The following is a 25,385-nucleotide window of genomic DNA, read 5'->3' as shown; positions in this document are numbered from 1 at the left end:
TTGTGCCAACGTACGTCAGGTGTCCGGGGCGCTGCATTCACAGCTGAGTCTGTATGCGGCGATCGCGACGAGCTCCTTCCGTCGCTACTCGACCTACACCGCGGCCACGCTCGCCGGGATCTTCACCAACTCGGTCTTCGGGATCATCCTCAGCTTCGCCTATCTGGCGCTGTGGGAGCAGAACCCGACCGCCGGTGGGTACGAGGCCGACCAGGCCGTCACCTTCGTCTGGATCGGGCAGGCGCTGCTGATGACCGTCGCGCTGTGGAGCGGCGGCTCGACCGACGAGCTCGCCGAGCGGATCCGCACCGGCGACATCGCCGTCGACCTCTATCGCCCCGTCAGCGTCCTCGGCTGGTATCTCGCCGCCGACCTCGGCCGCGGGCTCTACCACTTCACGACGCGAGGGGTGGCGCCGGCGATCGTCGGCGCGCTGCTGTTCGGGCTCGTCTCCCCCTCCCCCGCCGGCGCAGCCGGGTTCCTGGTCAGCGTCGTCCTCGCCGTGGTGGTCAGCTTCGCAGTCCGGTTCCTCTTCGCAGCCAGCGCCTTCTGGCTTCTGGACGCGACCGGGCCACGGGTGCTGCTGAGCGTGCTGACCACCTTCTTCAGCGGACTGACGCTGCCACTCACCCTCTTCCCCGACGGCCTGCGCCAGGTCGCGCTCGCGCTGCCGTTCGCCTCCTACATCCAGACCCCTGCCGACATCTGGCTGGGCCGCCACACCGGTCTCGACATGCTCGCCGCGATCGGGCTGCAGGTCGTGTGGGCGGTCGTCCTCCTGGGGGTCTGCGCGCTCGTGCTTCGCGCCGCGACCCGCAAGGTGGTGGTCCAGGGTGGCTGAAGCCGACACGCCGGCTGCGTACCTCGCTCACGCGGTGCGCTCCTACTGGCTCATCGCGGCGCTGTGGATCCGGGCGGCGATGGCCTATCCGGTCTCGTTCTGGACGATGACTGTCGGTGGCGTACTCATCACCTTCCTCGACTTCGTGGCGATCTGGCTGATGTTCAGCCACATCGACACCTATGGCGGCTTCACACTGCGCGAGGTCGCGCTGCTCTACGGAGTTACTTCGATCGCTTTCCGGGTCGCCGACATGCTGGTCGGGAGCGTGGAGAAGATCGGACAGAAGGTACGCAGCGGCGATCTCGACGCGATGATGACCAAGCCGGTCCCGGTGCTGGTGCAGCTGTGCGCCGACCGGTTCGAGCTGCGTCGGCTCGGCCAGATCGCCCAGGGCATCGCGGTCTTCGCGTGGGCGGCACCGATCGTGGACTGGAACCCACAGCGCCTGCTGGTGCTCGTGATGACGCTCGTCTCGGGTGTGCTCATCTACTTCTGCGTGTTCATCACCTTCTCGACGATCCAGTTCTGGACCACGGACGCCTCCGAGTTCGCCAACGCCTTCACCTATGGCGGCAACACGATCATGCAGTACCCGATGACGATCTTCCCGCGCGAGGTCGTCCGGTCGCTGACCTACCTACTGCCGCTGGCGTTCGTGAACTGGTACCCGTGCCTGTTCCTGCTCGGCCTCACCGACCCGTACGGCGCTCCGGACTGGTTCCGGTTCGCCTCGCCCCTGGCCGCGCTGGCGCTGGTCGGTCTGACCGCGCTCGTGTGGCGTCAGGGGCTCCGTCGCTATCGATCCACCGGGAGCTGATATGGCACTGATCGAGGTGCGGGACCTTTCCCGAGACTTCACGATCCGCAAGAAGACGGGTCCATTGAGACGTACGTCGGTGGTGAAGCACGCCGTCCACGATCTCTCCTTCGAGATCGACGCCGGTGAGATGGTCGGCTACATCGGGCCCAACGGCGCCGGAAAGTCGACCACGATCAAGATGCTCACCGGGATCCTGGTGCCCTCCGGCGGGTCGGCGCGGGTCGCAGGCCTGGAGCCCTCCCGCCAGCGCCGGGAGCTGGCCCGGCGGATCGGGGTGGTCTTCGGGCAGCGTACGTCGCTGTGGTGGGACCTGCCGCTGCGCGACTCCTTCGAGCTGCTGCGGCGGATCTACCGGATCCCGGACCAGACCTTCCGCCGCAACCTCGAGGACCACGTCGCGCTGCTCGACCTCGGCGAGCTGTTGGACACTCCGGTGCGGCAACTGAGCCTCGGGCAGCGGATGCGGGGCGACATCGCCGCCGCGCTGCTCCACGACCCCGAGATCCTCTATCTCGACGAGCCGACGATCGGTCTCGACGTCATCTCCAAAGGGCGCCTGCGGGAGTTCCTGCGCGCCCTCAATCACGAGCGTGGGACGACCCTGATGCTCACCACTCACGACCTGCAGGACATCGAGGCGCTCTGCGACCGGGTCATCGTGATCGACCACGGCACCGCGGTCTTCGACGGCCCGCTCTCCTCGCTGCGGGTCAACGGCGGGTCGTCTCGCACCCTCGTCGTCGACCTCGTCGACGAGGCCGCTCCGATCGACATCGACGGCGCCCGGGTCATGAAGGTCGAAGGCCCCCGGCAATGGCTCGCCTTTCCGGCCGGGGCCTCGGCCGCGCCGCTGGTCGCCCAGGTCGCCGCCGCCTACGACATCGCCGACCTGTCCATCCACGAGCCTGACATCGAGGACGTCATCCGGCAGCTCTACTCCCGCTGAGCCATGAGCCCGGTCATTCCGGTCGGGCACCGTCCGGGTTCGGTCCTACCCTGGCGACATGGCTACCCACTGGACGATCGGCGCCGACGCCCATGACCCGCAGCGGCTGGCACGCTTCTGGGCCGCAGCCCTCGGCTACGTCCTCGAACCCGGACTCGACGACCCGTCCGGCGCGTCGATCGTCGACCCCGAGGGTCGTGAACCCGCCATCGGCTTCCTGCGGGTGCCGGAGACGAAGACTGCAAAGAACCGGTTCCACATCGATATTCGCGTGGCCGGGGAGCCGCCCTGGGACTGGAGCGAGCGGACCACTCTGATTCGCGCAAAGGTCGCCGAGCTCGAGGCGAACGGCGCCACCAACGTTCGCGACGAGACCTATGCCGACGACGCCGGGCACTCCATCCTCGGCCACGTCGTCATGCTCGACCCCGAAGGCAACGAGTTCTGCGTCGCCTGAGGTCCTTCACAACCGCCGCCAGGGCATCCCGTGAACGCGTTCGCAAGGTCGGACCCTCTGTCATAGCCGTGCGCGACCTCCTAGCCGCCCTGCGCTGCCTGCCTGACGGGAGAGCTCGGTCAGGGTGTCGCGAAGGCGGTCGAGGAGCGAGTCGACGGACGCGGCCGCCGCCCCCGTGTCGGGGTAGCGGACACGGACGGCGAGGCCGGTGTGGGTGCGGGAGAACCAGATCTGGACGTCGTCGGCCAGCGTCGAGGCGGAGACGTGCTGCGCGTTGCGCTCGAGGTGGGCCGAACCACCGGGAACGTGGCGGTAGTCGACCCAGGAGACGACGAAGACATCGCTGCGGGTCTGCACCAGCGGCTCGGTGAGCGAGCCGAGGACCTGGTCGAGCGGCACCGACCCGAGGCGTACGCCGTGCCGGACCGCCTCACCGGCCACGGCCAGGCCCAGATCGGTGAGCGAGGCGGGCACGGTGAGCGGGACGGTGGTGGTGTACCAGCCGATGGAGCGTGCCAGAGGTTCAGCGGAGCGGGTGGAGACCGGCGCCATCGTGTCCAGGCGGTCACCCCCGCCGAGGTCGGAGAGCGCGGTGGCGAGGGCGGCCAGGACGGCGGCGTACGTCGAGGCGCCGTTGTTGCGGGCGCGGGTGCCGATGCGGTCCATCATGTCGGCGTCGGCCAGCGGCGCCACGGCGGTGGCCTGGGCAGCCCGCTCCCCCGGCTCGAGGCCGAGCGGCAGCGGGAAGGTCGGCAGCCGATGGCCGCGGCCGCTGAGGAACTCGCCCCAACCGCGCAGCAGCGGGTCGTCGGGGGCAACCCAGGCGGGGCCGTCGGATCCCTCTTCGACGGCGTCGAGGAACGACCTCACCGGTGGCAGCGACGGCTCTACGCCGCCTTCGGTGAAGGCGGCGTAGAGCTCGGCGAGCTCGTCGACCGCGACGGCGACCGAGTGGGCGTCGCAGTGCAGGTGGTCCATGCCGAGGACGATCGTGGAGCGGTCCGGGCGGGAGATGGCGGCCGGCAGGAACGCCGGGTAGGCGAACGGCCCGCACCGCTCGTCGAGGGCGGCGTGCAGCGCGGCTCGGGTCTCCTCGACGGTCGTGGTGTGGCCGACGGAGGTCGCCGACCAGGTCAGCGTGCCGGGGTGGTGCCGGCGGGCCTGCGGTCCCTCGGACCCGGCGACGACCTCGAGCTGCAGGCTGCCGTGACGGGCGAGGAAGGCACGCCAGGTGCGGGAGAGCGCGACCGGCTCGATGGGACCGTCGACGTCGAGGGCGGCCGCCAGCCACACGGTCGGCGCCCCGGCCATCGCCCCGGCCAGATGGTTGCGCTGGTTGAGCGAGAGGTCGGCCGGCACACCATGGGCGGTGGCGGAGAGGTCCCAGCGAAGCAGCGTGCCCGGCCGGGGCTCCCACAGGTCAGCGGTCGTGACCAGCATGCGCGGTCCCGATGATCCGGTCTGCCTCCACGGGACGCGCCGACAGACCGAGGTCGACGAGCACGTCGTGGACCGCCTCGAAATAGGTCGCCAGGGCGCGTCCGCCCTGCTCGGTGTCGGGGCTCTGGGTGGCCAGCTCGAAGCGGTCGGCGAAGCGGTTGACCCACAGGCTCGCGTTGGCGGTGCGGCCCTCGCCGGTGAAGTGCAGCCCGGTGTCGAACGGGGTCGTCCCGGCTCCGGGGAACTTGCGTACGTCGAGGTAGGAGACCATCTGCGGGCTGGTCAGCTCGCTCGGCGCGAGCACGCCGCCGGCCACCATGGCTCCCAGCGAGACGTGGACCGGGACCCGAGCGATCTCGCGGGCCGTCTCGAAGGCCTTCTCCGCCGCGAGCACGGTCTCGGCGAAGGTCTCCCCCAGCGACAGCGATACCGGGGCGAAGTTGCAGAACCAGCCGTGCGACATCGCGGTCTCCTGCGACCGGGTGCCCAGAACGGTGATCCCCAGATAGTCCGAGCCGCCGGTCAGCCGCTGCTCGGCGTGGGCCAGGAGCGCGAAGACGCCGCTGGTGAACCTTCCGCCGGCGGCACGGCACAACGACTCGAGCGCGTCCACCGCCTCACCCTCGAGAGCCGTCCACCGCCGGACCCGGACCGGCGCGGTCTCACCCGCGGCCAGTCCGAGGGCGACCGGGAACCGCGGCATCCGGCCGCCGTGACGCGAGACGATGTCGACCCACTCGCGCACTGCTGGTGTCTCCGCATCGCTCTCGGCAGCCAGCCGACGCTCGGCGGCTGCGTACGTCACGAAGCTGCCGGCCTCGGGCAGCGGCTCGACGTCGGCCCCCAGCGCTTCGGCATAGGCGGCGCCGAGCTCGGCCGGGACCATCAGCTGCGAGGCGCCGTCGGTGAAGGCGTGGTCGCAGCCCCAGAAGTAGGTGAAGCCCTCCTCGCGCACGATCGCGCCGAGCAGGAACGGCGCCCAGGAGTCGGGGCGGCACTGCTCGTCCCACAGGCTGACGAGCAGGTCCTCCCAGCCACCGGACCAGTCGGCCGGCGCCTCGACCACGGCGGCCTCGAAGGCGATCGCGTCAGCAGGCACCACGTGTCGCACCGGCGTGGCGCCGGAGAGGTCGAACCAGGTGCGCAGCCCTTCGTGACGGCCGACGAACGAGGTCAGCGCCTCGATGTAGGCCGTCTCGTCGAAGGCCACGTCGAACTCGCCGCACGTGCCGGTCCAGGCCCGGTGCACGCCTCCGGAGGCGGCCTTGGCGCGGAAGGCGTCCAGGTGGTCGGCCTGCAGGAACGAGGGGGCTCCGGGCGAGACCGGCGCCGAGTCGGCCGCCGCCCGGCACGCGACCGTCGGCCGCAGCACGACTACCCGGCCCGGCGCCGGAGCCAGCTCGGCGAGCGGCCCGATCCTCATCCCGCCGCCTCCGTCGAGGAGAGCAGAGCGATCTCGTCGAAGAGCGCGCTCATCCCGCTGATCAGGCCGCGTACGACCCGCTCCGCGGCGACCGTCTCCGGGTAGCGCGTCGAGACGTTGAGGCCGTCCCGGTCACGAACCAGCCAGAGATAGACCTCGTCGTCGGCGCGGACGGGGGCCCGCAGCGTACGCGCTTCCCAGTCGTTCCAGCGTTCGACGCCGGGAGTGAATCGGGTGTCGACGAAGGTGATCACGAAGTGCGGGGCGTCGTCGATCTCGAGCAGCTCCGCGACTCGCGCGAACGGCTGCCGGACCAGCGGCTTGGCCTCGGTGAGAGCCAACTGGACCCGGGTGGCGACCTCGGTCAGCGTCTCGGCACCGGTGATGTCGAGAGTGACCGGTGCCAGGCCGACGTACCAGCCGACCGCGGCGGCGTGCTCGGCGGCGTGGCGGGTGTGCATGGGCGCCACGAAGCGCATCCGCTCGACGCCGTGCTGGGCTCTCAGGACGTAAGCCATCGCGCCCATCATCCCGGCCTGGAACCCCACACCGGCGCTCTTGCACAGCTCGCCCAGGACCCGCGCCTGGCGGGGGTCGCCGAGCCACTGCGACAGGCTGGCCTGCGTCAGGGGCGATGCCGAGGCAGGTACGTCGGTGATGCCCGTGACCGGGAAGTCGGCGAACCGGCGTCGCCCGTCGGGACCGGTCAGCCAGTCCCGCCAGACCTGCACCGACTCGCTCTCCAGGGACATCGCCTCGCCGGCGGTCCGCTCCTCTGCGGCGTGGTCGATGTGGCTGCCGACGGCGGCCACGGCCAGCTCGGAGAACGGCTCGCCGGCCCGTGCCCGCTCGTAGAGCGTGGCGATCTCCTCGAACCAGAGCAGCTGGGAGTACGCGTCCATGACGCCGTGGTCGGCCCCGAAGACGAGGGTGAAGCCGTCGGCGTCGGCCACCGTCGCGAAGACGACGTGGGGCCAGGCCGACGGGTCGACGTGCTCGACCAGGAAGTCCGAGAGGCAGGATCGGGCGCCGAGGGCGTCGTATCGGCCCAGGACGGTGGCGCTCACCGACACGTCTGCAGGGGCGACCGTACGACGCCGGCGGCCGGCCGGGGTCTCCTCGACGGTCCCGCGCAACGCCTCGTGGCGTCCGATCCAGGAGCGGAGCGCGAGGGTCAGTGCTTCGCTGTCGAGCGGCCCGGTCAAGCGCATGATCGAGCCGATCCAGGAGCCGGCCTCGGCGGTGTCGAGGTGGAGCTCATGGTTGTGGGACAGTCGGCGGTCGTCGTCGATCCAGGTGGTGGGCGCCGCGGTGGGGATCCACGCGGTCACCTCGCCCGGAGGTACGTCGTACGCGGACAGCTCGGTGTACTCCATCGGAGGTGGAGCTTCCTCTCTGAGGTGGGGGATCGTTGCGGCAAAACGCCATCTCAGGGAGCTGAACGAACCTCAAGAACGCCGTAGCCCGAGAAGGCGACCCGCCTGTGATGACAGCAGATGTCGTCACATGTCGTCGTCCATTGTGCACACAGGTCCGGCCCCGAATTCGACCCCTCTGGAACGTGGTGATCCCCACACTCCGTTTGTTACCCCCAGGGGTTTACATGGGACATCAAGTTCGATTTACTCCTCCCCCTGCGCGCGCTTTCGCTGTGTGATCGTTCGACGGGCCTGTGCCCGGCCGCTCGCCTATCTCGAGGACCCCCCATGCCTGCTGTCATTCGTACGCCGATCGACAACTCCGGCCGCCTGCAGTTCGCCGACGATCTCTTCGCCCGACGCCATCGCGGCCTCGGGAGCCCGATCGCCAACCAGTGGATCTGGCGGCTCGAGAGTCCCTACGACCCCGACCGGCTCCGGCACATCGCGACCGGCCTCGCTGGGGGCGGACTGTCGCGGAGGCTGCACCGGGCGAAGCTCCCAGGCGCCCGTGACCTGTGGACGAATGCGGACCGGGAGCCGTCGATCGAGCTCTACGACGACACCCTCCCGGCCGCCGAGATCGCCGACTGGCTCCAGGAGCGTCACGGCGACCACCTCGACCCCCACGAGGGCCTGACCTACCGGCTCACCGCGATCAACCTCGACGACGGCACCTCGGTCGTCTCGCTGCTGCTCGCCCATGCGGTCGGTGACGGCGGCTCCGTCCTGGACGCGGTGTGCCGGGCCTCGCGCGGTGAGCCGCTGCGGCTGCCGCCCGTGCCGGCCAGCGGCTGGGACCGCCTCCGTGCGGAGGCGGCCGACAGCCGTGCACAGTGGCGTGCGGTCCGAGACTGGGCCACGGCACGTCGTCGGGCCAAGCAGGACGGCACCGCCGCACGCGCCACCAAGGCGCCCCGCGTCTACCCGAGGACCACTCCGAACCCGGACCCGCACGCCTGGCGGATGCCGCGGATGATCGCCGAGTTCGACACCGAGACGATGACGAAGGTCGCCGCCGAGCACGGCGGCTCGACCAACGCCTGGTTCATCAACGTGGTCGCCGACCTGCTGGTCCGCATCGACCACGTGCCGGTCGACCGTGGCGATGTCCCGGTCTCGCTGCCGATGAGCGACTTCCAGCCCGGGGACGTACGCGCCAACTCGACGCGCGTGGCCATGGTCGAGGTGCCTCGCGACGTGCTCGACAGGCGCGACCTCGCCGAGATCAAGAGGCTCTCCAAGGCGGCCTACATCCGGCTCGGTCAGGCGGGACCGGGCCTCGTGCCGGTGCCGCTGGCGATGATGCAGATGCTGCCCGACGCAGTCCTCGACAAGCTCCCCCAGCCCCCGGCCGCCGCGTGCATGGCCTCCAACCTGCCTCAGCTCCCCGACGAATACCGTTACGCGATGGGCGAGGACGTACGCCTCGTGGCCGGCCTCGCCGGTTACCAGAACGCGACCGCCCAGGACGCCTACGACGTCGGCGGCGGGATCATCTCCTGGCTGATCCAGTCGGGGCCGCGTACGACGCTCAACCTGGTCGCCGCCGAGCCCGACCGCGTACCCGATCTGGCATTCCTGAAGAGCCTGGTCGTCGAGGAGCTCGGCTCGTGGGGTCTGACCGTCGAGGTGTGGTGACCACGTGCCTGAGCCTGTGATCCTGCCCTCGCTGCCACCAGCGAGCCGCGGCGCTCGGCCGGCGCCGTTCGCTCCCGAGCGCACCAACCGGCTGACCTACGACGATGAGGTCTTCCTTCGCTCCGCGACCGTCATCGGCATCCCGGTCGTCAACCAGACCGCGTGGCGCTTTCCGACGGAGATCCCGGTCGAGGCGGTCCAGGAGCTCGTCGACGAGCTGGCCAGAGGTCCGCTCAACCGCCTCGTCGTACGCCCCAAGGTCCTCGGTGCACGCTCGCACTGGGTGCCGGCGACGAGGACCGAGCCGGTCCGCCTGCACCCTGACCGGATCGAGCCGGGCCAGCTGATGGCCTGGCTCGACGGCACCGCCGACGAGGTCCCGTTCGACCCGGTCGAAGGACCGCTGTGGGCGTTCTTCATGGCCCACAGCACCGATGGCGGCACGATCGTGGCCTACAACGCCTCGCACATCGTCTGCGACGGCGGGATGAAGCTCGGGGCCCTGATCGCGGCCGTACGCCGCCAGCGCCTGCCACAGCTCCCCGCGGCGTCCGCGGGCAGCCGGAGAGACGACTGGCGCGACGCCCGCACGATGGCGCGCGCTGCCGTCCGTGGTCTCCGCGCGGCGCGGAAAGCCGGGAAGCTCCCTGCGCCGGAGGCCCAGTCGTCCGAGAAGCGTCCGGTTCCTCCGCCACAGCCCGACGACGACGTGATCCACGAGGCCGCCTGCGTCGGCGCCGACTGCCCGCTCGGCGAGTGGGACGCCGCTGCCGAACGGGCAGGCGGCACCTCGAACGCCCTCCAGATCGCGATCTCGGTCGAGGTGCTGCTCGAGGCCGGGATCGTACGCCCCGGCGAGCCGGTCAAGATGTCGCTGCCCGTATCGTTGCGCGGTGAGGGCGACCTGCGTGCCAACGCCACCTCGGGCGTCTCGATCGCGGTGGAGACCGAGCTGCGCGACGGCGTCGGCCGGGTCACCGACCTCGCCCACATCCGGGAGCGGTCGAAGCAGGAGTTCTCCGCCCTCTTCAAGGGCACCCGGCCTGACGCGCTCGCGCACCTCGCGCCGCTGGCGCAGATGATCCCGGACAGGATCGCCCGGCCGCTGCTCAAAGACGTGGTCACACCGCTCGGCCTGGCTTCCAACCTGGGCCGGCCCGACCCCGACTTCATCGCCCCGTTCGGCGTGGCCGCCGACTCGATCCTGATCCGTGGCCTTGCCCTGGGCGCGACCCGTGGCGAGCTGCGCCGAATGCGCGGCGGAGTCGCCTCATGGTGGTCCGAGGTCGGCGATACGTGCAGCCTTGCCATCCGCGCACTCGACCCTGACGCCGTGCCCGACTCCGAGCGCCTCGAGGAGATCGTGACGAACGTCTACGGACGCTGGGGGCTCACACCTGGGTTCTGGTGAGAAGATGCGGTCATGACGATCGACGTACTCGGTGAGCCCTACACCGTCGAGACCATCGAGCTCGCAGACGACTTCGAGGGCACGGTCGTGGCCACGCTGGTCAAGCTCGCCGCCTATCCGGACGGCGACGACGACGCGAAGGGCGCCGTCCTCTACGTCCACGGGTTCTCCGACTACTTCTTCCAGAAGGAGTACGCCGAGTGGTGGACCGCGCGCGGCTACGACTTCTACGCCCTCGACCTGCGCAAGTACGGTCGCTCGCTCCGTGAGCACCAGTCGGGGACGTACATCGGCGATCTCTCGGAGTACTTCGACGAGATCGACGCCGCGTGGGAGCGGATCGCCGAGCGCGACGGTCACTCCCACATCATGCTCAGCGCCCATTCCACGGGCGGGCTGACCGTCTCGCTGTGGGCTGACGACCGCCAGCCCGACGCGTTGGCCGGGATGGTCCTCAACTCCCCTTGGCTCGACCTGCAGGGCTCGTTCCTGCTGCGAGAGCTGGCTACGCCGGTGGTTCGCCGGATCGGCCACCGGGTCCCGATGCGGGAGCTCGGTCGCGACGTGAGCGGTTTCTACACGATGTCGCTCCATGTCGACCACGACGGCGAGTGGGAGTTCGACCTCGGGCTCAAGCCGGTCGGCTCCTACCCGGTCCGGCTCGGCTGGCTCAAGGCGATCCGCGACGGCCACGCCAAGCTCCACCGCGGCCTGGACGTGAAGGCGCCCGTGCTGGTGCTCTCCTCCGACCGCTCCAGCAAGCCCAAGACGATGGGCGATCTGGTCCACTCCACCGACATCGTGCTCGACGTGCGCCAGATCAGGCGCTGGTCGACCGCCATCGGCAGCCACGTCACCTATGTCGCCGTCCCCGGGGCGAAGCACGACGTGATCCTGTCTCGTCCGGAGGTCCGCAAGCAGGCCTACGCCGAGATCGAGCGCTGGCTGGCTGCGTACGGCGTCTAGACGACCTCACTCAATTCCCGAACAGCTCTTCAAATGGCCCGACACAGTCGGGCCATCAGCTGTTGTCAATCTCCTGACCGTTTACCCCCGGTGAACGGAAGGCAACGCCGGTGCGCGTTAGGGTGCTGTGGTCCCGACCCCCGAACGGAAGGACACAGTGTGACTTCTGACAAGAAGACAGACAGTCCCAAACATTCCGACCACCATCCCACCGACCTCCTCAAGTCCCCCACGGGCGACGTCGTTCCACACCCAGCGTTGGACCTGCCGATCTCGAGCGACCAGGACCATCGCAAAGGTATTGACTGGGTCGTCTTCGGCACAGCCGCCGCCATCGCCATCGCCTTCATGGCTTGGGGGTTCATCAATACCGACGGTTTGAGCTCCGTGGCCAACAGCGCCCTTGGCTGGGTGCTCGACAAAGCGGGCTGGTTCTTCGTCCTGACGGCCAGCGGTTTCGTCATCTACATCATCTGGCTCGCCGTGAGTAAGTACGGCAACATCCCGTTGGGCCGTGACGACGAGAAGCCTGAGTTCAAGACGGCTTCGTGGATCGCGATGATGTTCAGCGCCGGCATGGGCATCGGTCTGATGTTCTACGGCGTGAGCGAGCCGATCTCGCACTTCGTCACCCCGCCTCCGGGCACCGGCGAGGCAGGCAACCCCGAGGCCATCCAGACGGCCATGGCGACCACCATGTTCCACTGGACGCTGCACCCGTGGGCGATCTACGCGGTCGTCGGCCTGGCGATCGGCTACGGCGCCTACCGCAAGGGTCGCGTCAGCCTGATCTCCTCGGCCTTCGCGCCACTGCTCGGCAAGAAGACCGTCGAAGGGCCGGCCGGCAAGGCGATCGACATCTTCGCGATCTTCGCGACCCTGTTCGGCTCCGCCACCTCGCTCGGCACGGGCGCGATCCAGATCGAGAGCGGCCTGCAGATCGTGGCCGGGCTCGGCGAGGTCGGCAACAACGTCCTCATCGGGATCATCGCGGTCCTGACCGTCTGCTTCGTGATCTCCGCGGTCTCGGGTGTGGCCAAGGGCATCCAGTGGCTCTCCAACATCAACATGGTGCTGGCGCTGTTCCTGGCGCTGTTCCTGTTCGTCGTCGGCCCGACGGTCTTCATCCTCGACCTGATCCCGACCTCGCTCGGCACCTACGTCGGCGACCTCGCCCAGATGTCTGCCCGCACCGGTGTCGGCGGCGAGGAGACCTCCGCATGGCTCGGTTCCTGGACCATCTTCTACTGGGCCTGGTGGATCTCCTGGACGCCGTTCGTCGGCATGTTCATCGCGCGGATCTCGCGTGGGCGCACCATCCGGCAGTTCGTCGCCGGCGTTCTTCTCGTGCCCAGCGCCGTCAGCGTGATCTGGTTCTGCATCATGGGTGGCACCGCCATCGACCTGCAGCGTGACGGCATCGTCGACATCGCCGGGCTCGGCGGGGTCGAGTCCCAGCTGTTCACCACCCTCGACCAGTTCCCGATGGCGACGGTCATGAGCGTCCTGGTCATGGTCCTGGTGGCGATCTTCTTCGTCTCCGGTGCCGATGCGGCCTCGATCGTGATGGGCACGCTCTCCGAGCGTGGCGCGGAGGAGCCCACGAGGCCCACCGTCATCTTCTGGGGTGTTGCGACCGGTGTCGTGGCCATCCTGGGTCTGATCGCCGGTGGCGCGGACGCGCTCTCCGGTCTTCAGACGATCACGATCGTGGCGGCGCTGCCGTTCACGGTGATCATGGTCGGACTGGCGGTCTCGCTGCAGAAGGATCTGCAGACCGACCCGCTGATCGTGCGTGGACAGTACGCCGCGGACGTGGTCGAGCAGGCCGTCATCACCGGTGTCACCGAGCACGGCGACGACTTCGCGCTCGCGGTCATCGAGGACGACCACAGCAACGGCTCCGGGTCCACCCCGGTGTCCGAGACCGGCGAGACTCCGACCGACAAGGTCTGATCTTCCAGGTCTGAAACTGATGGCGGGGTCTCGAGACCCCGCCATCAGTCGTCTGTCAGTGGTGTCCCGGCGTATGTCTCCAGGGTGACGAACTCCTCGACCGGCTGCCGCCTGAGCCGGGTGAGCTGCTTGACCGGCCTCCCGAGCGGGACGACGGCGGCGACGGCGTGGCCCTCGGGGGCGCCGAGAAGCTCCAGGAGCGCCGGCTCCTCCGCGACCGCCATCGTGGTGATGACCCCACCGAACCCTTCGTTGCGCGCGGCGAGGAGGGTGTTCCACACCAGCGGATAGACCGAGGCACCGGAGACGAGGCCCACCCGGTCCAGCTCGGAGTCGATCGAGGCCACCACGCCGAGGTCGACGAGGAAGACGAGCACCACCGCCGCGGTGAGCAGCGGCTCGGTCATCGCGCGTGGGACTCCGGTCGCAGCGATCTGATCGTCGGTGACAGCGCTCGGGTGCACCGTGTTCCACGGCATCTCCCCCGCCTTCTGCTGCGCGAGGTATCTGCGGGCGCCGGTCGCGCTCAGCTCGACCATCCGTTCGCGGGTCTCCCGGCTGCGTACGACCACCACGTGGGCGCCCTGCCGGTTGCCGCCGGAAGGCGCGAACCGGGCGTTGTCGAGGATCCTGGCGAGGATCTCGTCGCTCAGCTGGTCGTCGGTGAAGTCGCGTACGGCATGGGTGGTCCGCATCGCCTCGTAGAGCTCCATGGCTCCATCTCAGCAGACTCAGCCCAGGATCAGCCCACCAGGCTCAGCCCATTAGAAACATGACCAGTGCGGTGATGCCGACCACGACGATCACACCGCGGAGCACGTTGGGAGGTAGCCGGCGGCCGATCTTCGCGCCCAGCAGGCCACCGATCGTCGCGCCGACGGCGATCAGGGCGGCGATCTGCCAGTCGACGTCGGCCACGAGGGCGAAGATGAGCCCGGAGATGCCGTTGGTGATGGCGACCAGGATGTTCTTGAGCGCGTTGAGACGCTGAAGCGACTCGGCGACCCCGATGCCGATGATCGCGATCATCAGCACGCCCTGGGCAGCACCGAAGTAGCCACCGTAGACGCCGAGCATCGCGATCGCCGGCCAGACCCACCAGCGCTCGCTGCCATCGTCGGGCAGGTCGCCATGACGCTTGGCGACCCACCGGGAGATGCGCGGACCGGTGATCACCAAGACCACCCCGAGCCCGATCAGGACCGGGACGATGGCCTCGAAGGCGCCCGGCGGCAGCACGAGCAGCAGGACCCCGCCGACCGCGCCACCGATGAGCGCCGCGACCCCGAACCGCAGGATCCTCCTGCGCTGGCCGGCGAGCTCGCGACGGTAGCCCCAGGCCCCGGCCAGCGAGCCCGGGACCAGGCCGATCGTGTTGGACACGTTGGCGACCACCGGGGGTACGCCGAAGGCCAGCAGGGTCGGGAACGTGATCAACGTGCCCGACCCGACGGCGGCATTGATGGTGCCCGCCCCCACCCCGGCGATCAGGATGAGGGCGGCTTGGAGAAGATCCATCTAGGCCGTGGGCTCAGCCGGAGGCTGCGGAGCCTGCGGCCGGTTGGGAGCCTCTGCCTGCTTGGCCTCGGCGAGCGCCTCCTGGACGGCAGCGGCCGCAGAGGACTGCTCGAGGTCGATCGTCGGCTCGGCCGACCCCATGTCGACGCGCTTGACCGGGCCCTCGACCTCGTCCGGGATGCCCTGGAGGCTGTTCATCGTCGACCCGAGGCCCTCGAGCGCCTTGCCGATCTCGCTCGGCACGATCCAGACCTTGTTGGCGTCGCCCTCGGCGATCTTCGGCATCATCTGGAGGTACTGGTAGGCCAGCAGCGACTGGTCCGGGCGGCCGTCGTGGATCGCCTGGAAGACGGTCTGGATGGCCTGACCCTCACCCTGGGCGCGCAGGATCGCGGCCTCACGGTCGGCCTGCGCGGCCAGGATCTGCGACTCGCGCTGACCCTCGGCGTTGAGGATGGCGGACTGCTTGTTTCCTTCCGCGGAGAGGATCGCGGACTGGCGCTGACCCTCGGCAGTGAGGATCGCCGCGCGCTTGTCGCGGTCGGCGCGCATCTGCTTCTCCATCGCGTCCTTGATGGACATGGGCGGGTCGATCGACTTGATCTCGACGCGCTTGACCTTGATGCCCCAGCGGCCGGTGGCCTCGTCGAGCACGATCGAGAGACCGGAGTTGATCTGCTCGCGGCTGGTCAGCGTCTCCTCCAGGGTCATGCCACCGACGATGTTGCGCAGGGTGGTCATGGTGAGCTGCTCGACGGCCTGGATGTAGTTGGCGATCTCGTAGGTCGCCGCCACCGGGTCGTTGACCTGGAAGTAGATCACCGTATCGATCGAGACGGTCAGGTTGTCCTCGGTGATCACCGGCTGCGGCGCGAACGCGACGACCTGCTCACGCATGTCGATCATGTAGCGCACCTTGTCGACGAACGGGATCACCGCGTTCAGGCCGGGGTCACGCTTCGACTGGAACTTGCCGAAGCGCTCCACGATGCCGACCCGCGCCTGCGGGATGATCTTGATCGTCTTGGCCAGCGTGGTGATCACCAGCACCGCCAAGATGACCAGTAGGGCCAGGATGATGCCACCCATTGCCAATCAGTCCTTGTCTATTCGTTGTGCGTCAGGTTGCCCGGAAAGCTACGGAGTCCCGAGCTCCGGAAGAGGATGGACGTACGCCGTCGCTCCTCTGATCTCGAGCACCTCGACCGGCGTGCCGGCCGCGATCACGAGCGTCTCGTCATAGGGCTGAGCGGTCCAGATCTCACCGTCGAGCTTGAGCTGCCCGGGCTTGCGGGCGCTGATCTCGACGGTCGATACGGCCTGGACGCCGATCATCTTCTGGGCGCCGATCCGGATCTCCGGGCCGTTGTGGAGCCGTTTGGCCAGCCCGGGACGTACGACCGCGAGCATCGAGACCGAGACCGCCAGCGCGACGATCGCCTGGAGCACGAAGCTGTCGGTGAAGGCGCCGGTGAGAGCGCCCGCGAAGGCGCCGGTGGCGAGCATCAGCAGGATCAGGTCCAGGCTGAAGAGCTCGCCGACGACGAGCAGCGCACCGAGTCCCGTCCACAGCGCCCAATCCCAGTCCTGCCAGTCCATGGCGTCACCCTATCCACACGCGCCACACGTTGCGGGGAGGTTTGGGTACCGACTTCTTAACGTTCGGGCTACCGGGTGTGACGTGCGCGACGCTTGGCCCAATAACGGCCCTCGCTCGCCTCGAGCTCGAGCGGCATCCCGAAGGTCTTGGAGAGGTTGGCCGCAGTCAGAGTGTCCTGGATGAGCCCCTGGGCGGTGATCCGGCCGGCCCGCATCATCAGGACGTGGCTGAAGCCGGGCGGGATCTCCTCGACGTGGTGGGAGACGAGAACCGTGGCGGGGCTGTCAGGGTCGTAGGCGAGCGTGGACAGCGTGGAGACGAGGTCCTCGCGTCCGCCCAGGTCGAGGCCGGCCGCCGGCTCATCGAGGAGCAGCAGCTCCGGGTCGACCATCAGTGCGCGAGCCAGCTGGACCCGCTTGCGCTCGCCCTCGGAGAGGGTGCCGAACTTCCGCTCGCCGAGGTGCTTGATGCCGACCTCGATCAGCAGCTCCTGGGCACGGTCGTGGTCGAGGTCGTCGTAGTGCTCACGCCAGCGCCCGACCACACCGTAGGACGCACTCACCACGACATCGCGGACGAGCTCGTGGCGCGGGATCCGGTCGGCGAGCGCGGCGGAGGTCAGGCCGATGCGCGGGCGCAGCTCGAAGACGTCGATTCGGCCGATCTGCTCGCCGAGGATCTTCACGACACCCGACGTCGGGTGGAGCTGGGCCGCGGCGGCCTGGAGCAGCGTGGTCTTGCCGGCACCGTTGTGGCCGAGGATCACCCACCGTTCATCCTCCTCGACCACCCAGCTCACAGAGTCGAGAAGGGCGTTGCCCCCGCGGCGTACGGTGACGTCGGTGAACTCCAGCACAGCTGCCATGTCGGCAAATCTATCGGCAGGGGTTGCCTGGTCCGGGGTTAGGGTAGGCGGCTGTGAGTGTCGACGATTCCGAGTCGCTGGAGACCACCCCCGAGACCCTGCGCCTGGCCTGGTGGGTGACGGCGTGGCTGCGCGGCGAGGCGGTCACCGACCTGGTGCTCGATGCGGTGATCGGGCCTGACGCGACCCACACCGTCAGCGGGCTGGCCGTGCTCGGTCTCGGTGGCGCCGAGGGGGTCGCGGACACCCTGGTGAGCGGGATGGGACGGCTGCGTACGGAGGGGGCGACCGCCGTCGGGGTGGCCTTCCCCGCCGAGGGCGACCCGGTCGGCCTCGGTGGTCCCCGGGCCTTCAACGACGCCGCCCTGGAGGCTGGCGAGGCGGTCGTGTGCGACGCTGGCATCGGCCTAGTACCGGTCCGGGTCGGGGCGGTGCTCGAGTGGCAGGCGTACGCAGCCCAGCGACGTCAGCTCCCCGATGTCGGTGAGGCCGACCGGGCCCTGCGGCTCGCGCTGACCGAGTCCGCGACGGCGCTCGCCGAGCTCGACGTCGCCCGGTGGCGGCCCGAGGTCGCCGACCGGCTGATGAACCTCCGCCACCGGCCCGCGCTGGCCGGGGCTCCCGGGGTTCCGGCGCGGTGCGTGGAGCTCGCCGCTCGTGGCGTACAGGCTCGGGAGATCGTCGCGGTGGCGCTCGAGGACGAGGGTGGCGCCGTCTCCGCCTCGGAGATGATGCGGCGGCGACAGGCGCTGGTCGGCCTCGACCGCGCGGCGCGGAGGGCGCTCACGGCAGCGGGATCGCCCGAGGTGTGGCCGCCGAACTGAGACGCGGGCGCCGGCTCCACTATCGTTTGCAGAGATGACCGAGGAATTCGACGCGCTCGAGCGCCGTCCCGACACCCTGCTGATCACCCTCGCCGGAAATGACCGTCCCGGGCTGACCTCGGCCACCTTGGCGACGCTCGCGCTGGCGGGGGTCGACGTGGTCGACCTGGAGCAGATCGTGCTGCGGGCGCGGCTCGTGCTCGGGCTCCTGGTGACCGCACCCGCCGACGCGGCGAGCACCGACGCGCTCAAGCACGCGATCGAGGAGACCGCCCACGCCCTCGACATGACGGTCGAGATCGAGGAGGGCGTCGGCGACACCCCGCGCGAGCCCGCCGACCGCGCCCGGGTCACGGTGCTCGGTCTGCCGCTGAAGGCGGCCGCGCTGGCCTCCGTGACCCGCACCATCGCCTCGGCCGGCGGCAACATCGACCGGATCATCCGGCTGGCCCGCTACCCGGTCACCGCCTTCGACCTGCACGTCTCCGGCGCCTCTCCCGACGAGCTGCGGGTGACGCTCGCCGCCGAGGCCGCCGCCCAGGGCGTCGACATCGCGGTGCAACCGGCCAACCTGGTCCGGCGCGGTATGCGCCTGATCGTCATGGACGTCGACTCGACGCTGATCGACGGCGAGGTGATCGAGATGATCGCCGCCCACGCTGGCTACGAGAAGGAGGTCGCTTCGGTCACCGAGGCGGCGATGCGCGGAGAGCTCGACTTCGAGGAGTCGCTGCGCGGGCGGGTGAAGTATCTCAAGGGTGTCCCGGCGACGGCGCTGGACGAGGTCTACGCCGGCCTGCAGCTCAATCCTGGCGCGCGGACGATGGTCCGCACCCTGCGCCGTCTCGGCTACCGCTTCGCCATCGTCTCCGGTGGGTTCTCGCAGATCACCGATCGGCTCGCCGCCGACCTCGGCATCCACTACGCCCGTGCCAACGAGCTCGAGATCGTCGACGGCGTGCTCACCGGCGAGGTCGTCGGCGAGGTCGTCGACCGGGCCGGCAAGGCTCGGGCGCTTCGCGAGTTCGCCGCCGAGATCGGCATCCCCGAGGCCGCGACCGTCGCCATCGGCGACGGTGCCAACGACCTCGACATGCTCGCCGCCGCCGGCCTCGGCATCGCCTACAACGCCAAGCCCGCCGTACGTTCGGCAGCCGGGACAGCCATCAACGTCCCCTACCTCGACACGATCATGTATCTCCTCGGGATCTCCCGCGAGGAGATCGAGGCCGCCGACGCCGAAGCCGGCATCGTCACCCCCGCCCCTCCCCTCATCTGAGCCCTCCCGAAGCGTCACTCGCGTCGGCCGAAGCGTCACTCGCGTCGGCCGAAGCGTCACTCGCGTCGGGCGAAGCGTCACTCGCGTCGGCCGAAGCGTCACTCGCGTCGGGCGAGATGGCAGCGAGTGACCCCTCGGCCGACGTAAGCGACGCCTCGGCCGACGTAAGCGACCTCTCGGCCGACGGAAGTGACGCCTCGGCGGTCAGGCGCGGGCGACGTGGAAGGCGGTGACGGAGGCCTCTGCCTCGTCGAGCTCGGACCAGTCGCCGTCGTAGGTGAGTACGGCGACGGCAGCGGTCGGGAAGCCGAGGGCGAGCTCGTTGCCGGCCTCGTCGTCGCCCTCGCCGCTGTCCAAGAGCTGTACCAGCGAGAACATGGTGGGGTTGTGACCGATCACGACGACCGTCGAGTGGCCGTCCTCGACCCTGCGGACGAGGTCGAGCGCGGTGGAGGCGCTGGCGGCGTACAGACCTTGGTCGTACTCCGCCAGCGTCAGGTCCCACGACGCCCCGAGCGCGACGTCCTCCCAGGTCTGGGTGGTGCGGTCGGCCGCCGAGACCAGGACGTAGTCCGGGACCACGCCCTGCTCGGCCAACCACGCCCCCGCTGCGACCGCGTCGGCATGGCCGCGCTCGGTCAACTGCCGCTCGTAGTCGGTCGGTGCCGACGTCTCGGCCTTGGCGTGCCGCATGATGACAAGGGTCCGCATGCGGCAACCCTATGGCCTCACGCACCCAGCGAGTGATAGCCCCCGTCGACATGGATGATCTCGCCGGTGGTCGCCGGGAAGAAGTCCGAGATCAGCGCGCAGACGGCCTTCGCGGTCGGGCCTTGGTCGGTGTTGTCCCAGCCGAGCGGCGCCCGGCTGCCCCAGCCCTCGTCGAGCTCCTCGAAGCCCGGGATCGCCTTGGCGGCGAGGGTCTTGAGCGGACCCGCGGAGACGAGGTTGCAGCGGATCCCGTCGGGACCGAGATCACGGGCGAGGTAGCGCGAGGTCGACTCGAGCGCGGCCTTGGCGACACCCATCCAGTCGTACGCCGGCCAGGCGACCGTCGCGTCGAAGGTCAGCCCCACGATCGACGAACCCTCCGACATCAGCGGCCGGGTCGCCATCGCGAGGGACTTCAGCGAGTAAGCGCTGACCTGGACCGCCTGGGAGACGTCGTCCCAGGGGCCGTCGAGGAACTTGCCGCCGAGGAGGGTCTCGGGGTTGCCGTACGCGATCGAGTGCACGACCCCGTCGAGCCGCTCGACACCCTCGGCACGGAGCGCGTCGGCGAGGCCGTCGAGGTGCTCCTGGTTGGTGACGTCGAGGTCGAGGACCGGCGGCTCCTCGGGGAGCCGCTTCGCGATCCGCTTGGTGATCGACAGCGCACGCCCGAAGTTGGAGATCAGGACGCGGGCGCCCTGCTCCTGGGCGACCTTGGCCACCGCGAAGCCGATCGAGGAGTCCATCGTGACCCCAGCGACGAGAACAGTCTTGCCGTCCAACAAACCCATGATCAGTGCCCCATTCCAAGTCCGCCGTCGACCGGGATCACGGCCCCGGTCACATAACCCGCATCAGCCAACCACGTCACAGCCGAAGCCACCTCGTCCGGTGACGCGTAGCGACCCAGCGGCACCCGGTCCGTGATCGCCTTCTGCTGCTCATCGGTGAGGACCGCGGTCATCTCGGTCTCGACGAACCCCGGCGCGACCACGTTCGCGGTGATCCCCCGCGAGCCGAGCTCACGCGCGAGCGATCGGGCCATCCCGACCAGCCCGGCCTTCGACGCCGCGTAGTTGACCTGGCCCGGGTTGCCCATCAGCCCCACGACGGAGGAGATGAAGATGATCCGCCCGCGGCGCAACCGGAGCATCCCCTTCGAGGCGCGCTTGGCGAGCCGGAAGGAGGCGGTCAGGTTGGTGTCGATCACCGAGGTGAAGTCCTCCTCCGACATCCGAAGCACGAGGGTGTCCTTCGTGATCCCGGCGTTGGCGACGAGGACCTCGACGGGTCCGTGAGCGGCCTCTGCCGCGGCGTACGCCTCGTCGACGGCGGCGGGGTCGGTGATGTCGCACACCAGGTCCAGAGCCCCCTCCGGGGCCCCGCCCTTGCGGGAGGTCACGGCCACATGGTCGCCGTTGGCCACGAAGGCCTCGGCGATCGCACGGCCGATGCCACGGCTGCCACCGGTCACGAGCACCGAGCGAGGTGCCTTGGTTGTGGGGTTTTCACTGTCAGTCACAGGCGCGACGGTAGCGATTACTTCGGCGTACGACCAATGCCGTCGCTTTGCTTGTGAGAACCCTCCAACGTACTTCGGAGCGCCCCTGTCGGGACCACACCAACGGACGCGCGCCATCGGCCACGACCTAGACTGGCGGTATGTCCAAGGCGCAACCGATCAGGATCACGACCGCCGGCCGCAGCCGCGCCGAGGACATCGCGGTCCGTCAGAAGCGCTATGCCATCTCGATGTCGATCCGCTCGCTGTGCTTCATCGGTGCGGTCATCGCCGGCCTGGCCGGCATCGGCTGGCTGTGGCCGATCCTGATCGCGGGGGCGCTGATCCTGCCCTACATCGCGGTCGTCATGGCCAATGCGACCAACACCAAGAGCGACGAGATGAACCTGATGGACTCCCCCTACGGCCCGAGGCAGCTCACCAGCGGGCGCGAGCAGCAGCTCCGCGAGAAGGGCGAGCTCTGATGGGCGCGCTCGACTCCGACCTGTGCTCGGCCAAGGGCTGCCAGGACGCCGGATCCTGGGAGCTGCAGTGGAACAATCCCAAGATCCACACGGCCGATCGGCGTAAGATCTGGCTCGCGTGCGAGACGCACAAGCAATCGCTGAGCGACTTTCTGGGGGCGCGAGGCTTCCTCAAGGACGTCGTACCTCACTAGCCGTTGTCTCCGAGAGGTCGTGCGATGAACCCGATGCCCGTGCTCCTCGACTGCGACCCTGGCCACGACGACGCCATCGCGATCCTGTTGGCCCTGGGCAGCCCGCATATCGACCTGCTCGGCATCACCACCACCTTCGGCAACTGCCGGGTGGAGAAGGCGACCTACAACGCCCAGCGGATCCTGGCGCTGGCGGACCGGCCTGATGTCCCGGTCGCCACCGGAGCCGCCGCGCCGCTGGCCGGTGAGATCCACATCGGCGACTTCATCCACGGCGCGACCGGGATCGACGGGACCGACCTTCCCGAGCCGCTCGCTGCGCCGGTTTCGCTCGGAGCGGTCGAGTTCCTGCGTACGTCCCTCCTGGCCGCCCCCGACCCCGTCACCGTCGTCGCCACCGGACCGATCACCAACATCGCCCGCCTGCTGCGCGACAATCCCGAGGTCGGTCCGAAGATCGCCGAGATCGTCTTCATGGGCGGCTCGACCGAGCGCGGCAACACCACCCCGGCGGCCGAGTTCAACGCCTATGCCGACCCCGAAGCCCTCGACATCGTCCTCACCAGCGGCCTGCCGATCCGGATGGTCGGGCTCAACCTCAGCCACCAGGCGCTGGCGACGCCCGACGTCGTCGCACGGATGCGGGCCATGGAGAATCCGGTCGGGCGGGCGTGCGCCGACCTGATGGGCTTCTTCGGTGGCACCTACTCCGACGTCTTCGACTTCGCCGCTCCCCCGGTCCACGATCCCTGCACCATCGCAGCCCTCATCGACCCCGGGCTGATCACCTGGCAGAAGTCGTTCGTGGCCGCCGAGACCGAGGGCCGTTGGACCCGTGGAGCGACCGTCGTCGACCTTCACGAGCGCCTCGACGAGCCACCCAACGCGCAGGTGGCCCTCACCCTCGACGTCGAGGGCTACTGGGATCTCGTCCTCGACGCCCTCGACCGCGTCGGATCCTGACCCCGCCGAGGCGTCACTGCCGTCGGCCGAGGCGTCACTCCCGTCGACCGACACGTCACGGGATTGCCAACTCGGCCGACGGCAGTGACTTCTCGGCCGACGCGGATGACGCCTCGGCCGACGCGGGTGACTTCTCGGCTGGTGGTCAGCCGCCGATGGCGGACATGGGACGGTCGGGCTGCAGGAAGCCGAGGTCGTCGATGCCGTGGCCGGCGCGCTTGCCGGCCATCGCAGTGACCCACCGGCCGGCGAGGTCGGCGTCGGAGGCGCCGGCACGCAGCGGCGTACGCAGATCGGACTCGGTGCGCGCGAACAGACAGTCGCGCACCTGCCCGTCGGCAGTGAGGCGTACGCGGTCGCAGTCACCGCAGAACGGGCGGGTGACCGAGGCGATGATGCCGACCTTCGCCGCAGTGCCGCCGACATGGAAGAGCTCGGCAGGGGCGCTCCCTCGGGGTTCTTCGGCCGGGGTCAGGTCGAAGACGGCCGAGAGCGCCTCGAGGGTCTCGTCGGCGGTGACCATGTTGTCGCGCGACCATCCGTGCTGGGCGTCGAGGGGCATCTGCTCGATGAACCTCAGCTCGTAGCCCCGCTCGACCGACCAGCCGAGCAGCTCGGCGGCCTGGTCGTCGTTGACCCCACGCAGCAGGACCGCGTTGATCTTGATCGGTCCCAGCCCGGCCTCGGCGGCGGCCTCCAGCCCGGCGACCACGTCGTCCAGCCGGTCGCGTCGGGTGATGTCGGCGAACGTCTCGCGCCGGATCGAGTCGAGCGACACGTTGACCCGGTCGAGCCCGGCCTCCGCGAGCGTCTCGGCCATCCTGGCCAGTCCCAGCGCGTTCGTCGTGATCGAGAGCTCCGCCTCGGGAGCGACCTCGCGGGTGCGGGCGACGATGGAGACCAGGCCTCGGCGCACCAGCGGCTCGCCACCGGTGAACCGCACCTCCTTGACGCCGAGGTGCCCCGTGGCCACGCCGATCAGCCGCACCACCTCGTCATCGGTGAGGACCTCGTCCCCGGGCATCCAGTCGAGTCCCTCCGGCGGCATGCAGTAGGTGCACCGCAGGTTGCAGCGGTCGGTCAGCGAGACCCGCAGATCGGTAGCGACCCGGCCGAACCGGTCGACTAGCCGCGGCTGGGCCTGATCTGTCGGGGAGGTCGTCATCACACCAGTCTAGGCAGCCGCCACCCGGATCGTGAGCCATGACCGCATTCCAGTTAATCTCGTACGGTGAGTTCGTTCCGTTTCCTGCTCAGCCGACGCTGGGCCGGTTTCACGGTGTTCGTGCTGGTCCTGGCCTATGGGACGTGGTGGCTCGGCCAGTGGCAGTTCGATCGTCTCGAGGACCGCAAGGCCAGCAACCAGATCGTCCGCACCAACGAGCACGCCGAGCCGGTGCCCGTCTCGGACGTGCTCGCTCCCGGCGCGGACGTCGCGGAGAAGGACGAGTGGCGACGGGTGACCGCGACCGGGACGTACGCGGTCGACGACACGATCATCTGGCGTTACCGCACCCCCGAGAAGGCCAAGGGCGTCGACGTCGTGGTCCCGCTGGTGCTCGCAGACGGCACTGCAGTGCTCGTCGATCGCGGCTGGCTCCAGACCGACTCGCAGGACGAGTTCGACGACCTCCCTGCTCCGCCGGAAGGCGAGGTCACGATCACGGGCTGGGTGCGCGCCGACGGCACCGGCGACTCCACCGACGTCGCCCAGGTCGACGGCTACCATGCCACCCGCGCACTCTCCTCGGACCAGGTCGCCGAGGTCGTCGACGAGGAGCTGCTGACCGGCTGGCTCCACCTCGACACCGAGTCCCCCGAGCCCGCCACCCAGCTGCGCCAGGCCGACCTCCCCGAGCTCGACAACGGCCCCCACTTCTTCTACGGCCTGCAGTGGTGGTTCTTCGGCGTCCTCGCCCTCGCTGGGTTCTTCTACCTGATGTATGACGAACGGCGTACGCAACGCCGGGACGACCCAGTCGTGCATTCCGATGACGCCGCCGGCGACGATGACCAACTCGACGAGCGCGCCCGCGCGAAGGCCGCCAAGCTCGCCCAGAAGCAGGCCGTGAAGGCGGCCTACCAGGCTGCGTACGAGAAAGAGCGCAGCGGGAAGAGCTGAT

General features: G+C 69.4%; 26 protein-coding genes. 14 read left to right on the top strand and 12 right to left on the bottom strand.

What is annotated here, in order from left to right:
* The first annotated feature begins 19 nt into the window (after nt 1-19).
* From IEY84_RS16290 to IEY84_RS16275, 4 genes are read left to right on the top strand one after another with little or no spacing between them, the layout of a single operon-like run.
* A complete protein-coding gene (locus IEY84_RS16290) occupies nt 20-841 on the top strand; it encodes an ABC transporter permease (protein WP_229788736.1) in 822 nt (273 codons plus the stop codon).
* Nucleotides 834-1,661: an ABC transporter permease gene (locus IEY84_RS16285; RefSeq protein ID WP_183545465.1), complete on the top strand. Its 828-nt coding sequence runs from the start codon at nt 834-836 to the stop codon at nt 1,659-1,661. The genes IEY84_RS16290 and IEY84_RS16285 overlap by 8 nt, the downstream gene beginning before the upstream one ends.
* Nucleotide 1,662: 1 nt before the next feature.
* The gene (locus IEY84_RS16280; RefSeq protein WP_183545466.1) at nt 1,663-2,610 is read left to right on the top strand and encodes an ABC transporter ATP-binding protein; all 948 of its coding nucleotides are present in this window, start codon (nt 1,663-1,665) and stop codon (nt 2,608-2,610) included.
* Nucleotides 2,611-2,668: 58 nt separating this feature from the next.
* The gene (locus IEY84_RS16275; RefSeq protein WP_183545467.1) at nt 2,669-3,067 is read left to right on the top strand and encodes a VOC family protein; all 399 of its coding nucleotides are present in this window, start codon (nt 2,669-2,671) and stop codon (nt 3,065-3,067) included.
* 60 nt (nt 3,068-3,127) lie between these two features.
* Here the strand turns inward: IEY84_RS16275 and IEY84_RS16270 are convergent, their stop codons facing one another.
* The 3 genes from IEY84_RS16270 to IEY84_RS16260 are packed head-to-tail and all read right to left on the bottom strand — an operon-like array spanning nt 3,128 to nt 7,306.
* On the bottom strand, nt 3,128-4,507 hold the full coding sequence (locus tag IEY84_RS16270) for a condensation domain-containing protein (RefSeq protein ID WP_183545468.1): 1,380 nt from the start codon (nt 4,505-4,507) through the stop codon (nt 3,128-3,130).
* Nucleotides 4,488-5,930 carry a condensation domain-containing protein gene (locus tag IEY84_RS16265; protein WP_183545469.1) on the bottom strand — a complete coding sequence of 481 codons (1,443 nt, stop codon included), beginning with the start codon at nt 5,928-5,930 and terminating at the stop codon, nt 4,488-4,490. The genes IEY84_RS16270 and IEY84_RS16265 overlap by 20 nt, the downstream gene beginning before the upstream one ends.
* Nucleotides 5,927-7,306, bottom strand: a complete 1,380-nt coding sequence (locus IEY84_RS16260; protein WP_183545470.1) for a condensation domain-containing protein — start codon at nt 7,304-7,306, stop codon at nt 5,927-5,929. The genes IEY84_RS16265 and IEY84_RS16260 overlap by 4 nt, the downstream gene beginning before the upstream one ends.
* A 330-nt stretch (nt 7,307-7,636) precedes the next feature.
* On the opposite strand from IEY84_RS16260, the gene IEY84_RS16255 reads away from it, so the two are divergent.
* The 4 genes from IEY84_RS16255 to IEY84_RS16240 all read left to right on the top strand — a co-directional run bounded on the left by IEY84_RS16255 (nt 7,637) and on the right by IEY84_RS16240 (nt 13,322).
* Entirely contained in the window at nt 7,637-8,989 is a 1,353-nt protein-coding gene (locus tag IEY84_RS16255; protein WP_183545471.1) for a hypothetical protein, read from the top strand.
* 4 nt (nt 8,990-8,993) lie between these two features.
* A complete protein-coding gene (locus IEY84_RS16250) occupies nt 8,994-10,400 on the top strand; it encodes a hypothetical protein (protein WP_183545472.1) in 1,407 nt (468 codons plus the stop codon).
* A 12-nt stretch (nt 10,401-10,412) separates the two neighbouring features.
* Complete coding sequence (locus IEY84_RS16245; protein ID WP_183545473.1) at nt 10,413-11,366, top strand: alpha/beta hydrolase; 954 nt, start codon at nt 10,413-10,415, stop codon at nt 11,364-11,366.
* A gap of 159 nt (nt 11,367-11,525) precedes the next feature.
* The gene (locus IEY84_RS16240) at nt 11,526-13,322 is read left to right on the top strand and encodes a BCCT family transporter (RefSeq protein WP_183545474.1); all 1,797 of its coding nucleotides are present in this window, start codon (nt 11,526-11,528) and stop codon (nt 13,320-13,322) included.
* A 44-nt stretch (nt 13,323-13,366) separates the two neighbouring features.
* Here IEY84_RS16240 and IEY84_RS16235 read toward each other — a convergent pair whose 3' ends face one another.
* From IEY84_RS16235 to IEY84_RS16215, 5 genes are all read right to left on the bottom strand, one after another.
* Nucleotides 13,367-14,035, bottom strand: coding sequence for a nitroreductase family protein (locus tag IEY84_RS16235; RefSeq protein WP_183545475.1), 669 nt, complete (start codon nt 14,033-14,035; stop codon nt 13,367-13,369).
* A 43-nt stretch (nt 14,036-14,078) separates the two neighbouring features.
* A complete protein-coding gene (locus IEY84_RS16230) occupies nt 14,079-14,840 on the bottom strand; it encodes a sulfite exporter TauE/SafE family protein (protein WP_183545476.1) in 762 nt (253 codons plus the stop codon).
* Nucleotides 14,841-15,929: an SPFH domain-containing protein gene (locus IEY84_RS16225; protein WP_183545477.1), complete on the bottom strand. Its 1,089-nt coding sequence runs from the start codon at nt 15,927-15,929 to the stop codon at nt 14,841-14,843.
* A 48-nt stretch (nt 15,930-15,977) separates the two neighbouring features.
* A complete protein-coding gene (locus IEY84_RS16220) occupies nt 15,978-16,439 on the bottom strand; it encodes an NfeD family protein (protein WP_183545478.1) in 462 nt (153 codons plus the stop codon).
* A 68-nt stretch (nt 16,440-16,507) separates the two neighbouring features.
* Entirely contained in the window at nt 16,508-17,305 is a 798-nt protein-coding gene (locus IEY84_RS16215; RefSeq protein WP_183545479.1) for an ABC transporter ATP-binding protein, read from the bottom strand.
* 53 nt (nt 17,306-17,358) lie between these two features.
* Here IEY84_RS16215 and IEY84_RS16210 point away from each other — a divergent pair, with 53 nt between their 5' ends.
* Together IEY84_RS16210 and serB are read left to right on the top strand one after the other, a co-directional pair.
* Entirely contained in the window at nt 17,359-18,129 is a 771-nt protein-coding gene (locus IEY84_RS16210; RefSeq protein ID WP_183545480.1) for an Rv1486c family protein, read from the top strand.
* A gap of 34 nt (nt 18,130-18,163) precedes the next feature.
* Nucleotides 18,164-19,408, top strand: a complete 1,245-nt coding sequence (serB, locus tag IEY84_RS16205; protein ID WP_160022683.1) for a phosphoserine phosphatase SerB — start codon at nt 18,164-18,166, stop codon at nt 19,406-19,408.
* A 204-nt stretch (nt 19,409-19,612) separates the two neighbouring features.
* Here serB and IEY84_RS16200 read toward each other — a convergent pair whose 3' ends face one another.
* Genes IEY84_RS16200 through fabG form a run of 3 tightly spaced genes read right to left on the bottom strand, consistent with a single transcriptional unit; the run spans nt 19,613 to nt 21,641 of the window.
* Nucleotides 19,613-20,119, bottom strand: coding sequence for a SixA phosphatase family protein (locus tag IEY84_RS16200; RefSeq protein ID WP_183545481.1), 507 nt, complete (start codon nt 20,117-20,119; stop codon nt 19,613-19,615).
* A gap of 17 nt (nt 20,120-20,136) precedes the next feature.
* A complete protein-coding gene (fabI, locus tag IEY84_RS16195; protein ID WP_183545482.1) occupies nt 20,137-20,910 on the bottom strand; it encodes an enoyl-ACP reductase FabI in 774 nt (257 codons plus the stop codon).
* Between the two features lie 2 nt (nt 20,911-20,912).
* Nucleotides 20,913-21,641 (bottom strand): 3-oxoacyl-ACP reductase FabG, encoded by a 729-nt coding sequence (gene fabG / locus IEY84_RS16190; RefSeq protein WP_183545483.1) that lies wholly within the window; start codon nt 21,639-21,641, stop codon nt 20,913-20,915.
* A gap of 140 nt (nt 21,642-21,781) precedes the next feature.
* Here fabG and IEY84_RS16185 point away from each other — a divergent pair, with 140 nt between their 5' ends.
* Genes IEY84_RS16185 through IEY84_RS16175 form a run of 3 tightly spaced genes read left to right on the top strand, consistent with a single transcriptional unit; the run spans nt 21,782 to nt 23,262 of the window.
* Nucleotides 21,782-22,105: a DUF3099 domain-containing protein gene (locus tag IEY84_RS16185; RefSeq protein WP_183545484.1), complete on the top strand. Its 324-nt coding sequence runs from the start codon at nt 21,782-21,784 to the stop codon at nt 22,103-22,105.
* A complete protein-coding gene (locus IEY84_RS16180; RefSeq protein WP_183545485.1) occupies nt 22,105-22,299 on the top strand; it encodes an acetone carboxylase in 195 nt (64 codons plus the stop codon). Before IEY84_RS16185 ends, IEY84_RS16180 begins: the two co-directional genes overlap by 1 nt.
* 24 nt (nt 22,300-22,323) lie before the next feature.
* Nucleotides 22,324-23,262: a nucleoside hydrolase gene (locus tag IEY84_RS16175; protein ID WP_183545486.1), complete on the top strand. Its 939-nt coding sequence runs from the start codon at nt 22,324-22,326 to the stop codon at nt 23,260-23,262.
* Between the two features lie 145 nt (nt 23,263-23,407).
* Here the strand turns inward: IEY84_RS16175 and moaA are convergent, their stop codons facing one another.
* Complete coding sequence (gene moaA / locus IEY84_RS16170) at nt 23,408-24,427, bottom strand: GTP 3',8-cyclase MoaA (protein WP_183545487.1); 1,020 nt, start codon at nt 24,425-24,427, stop codon at nt 23,408-23,410.
* Nucleotides 24,428-24,493: 66 nt separating this feature from the next.
* Between moaA and IEY84_RS16165 the strand changes: the two genes are divergently transcribed.
* Nucleotides 24,494-25,384 (top strand): SURF1 family cytochrome oxidase biogenesis protein, encoded by an 891-nt coding sequence (locus IEY84_RS16165; RefSeq protein WP_183545488.1) that lies wholly within the window; start codon nt 24,494-24,496, stop codon nt 25,382-25,384.
* Nucleotide 25,385: the final 1 nt, after the last annotated feature.

It is taken from the genome of Nocardioides albus (assembly GCF_014648255.1).
Lineage (GTDB): Bacteria > Actinomycetota > Actinomycetes > Propionibacteriales > Nocardioidaceae > Nocardioides > Nocardioides albus.
Note: the sequence above shows the minus strand (reverse complement) of the source record. Positions and strands in the feature narration are given on the sequence as shown.